The sequence below is a fragment of the Bacillus sp. FG16 genome (assembly GCF_057809515.1).
In genome coordinates this window covers 1-425 of the sequence record NZ_JBMDKC010000342.1, presented here as the reverse complement: position 1 = coordinate 425, position 425 = coordinate 1, and the positions used below count along the sequence as shown (strand labels likewise).

Here is a 425-nt window from a genome sequence, read left to right as displayed (position 1 = left end):
ACTTCATTCGTTCCATGTGTGTCTGTAGAATGAATGCTAGGTTTGATGTTGGTTGTATTATTATATAAGATATCGAATACGTAATGACTTTCATGTTCATTCGCACCAATAATTCTTGCCTGAATTGGGATATGGTTAGCCACCATCGTATAGGAAGTAATACCCTTATTCATCCCAAAATATTTAGAAGAATGACGAGATTGTAGCGTATGAATCTGTGTTTCATATTTTTGGCCGTCACTACTCGAATGAATAAAATCATCTATATCATAGCATTGAACAATTGGAAGTTTACTTGTTGCATTGCTAATGCAGTCATTCGCGTCTTTTAATGTTTCCAATCGAATGAAATTGGCTGATGTTGTTGCTAATTTTGAATATTCTATATCAGAAACCTGTCCCATTCTATACAATCCCATGTTTGT

1 protein-coding gene is annotated in these 425 nt (G+C 34.4%); it reads right to left on the bottom strand.

Going from position 1 to position 425, the window contains the following annotated elements; all coding sequences use genetic code 11:
- A partial coding sequence (locus ACODS7_RS32650) for a Tn3 family transposase (protein WP_488828712.1) occupies positions 1-425 on the bottom strand: 425 nt, incomplete at both ends.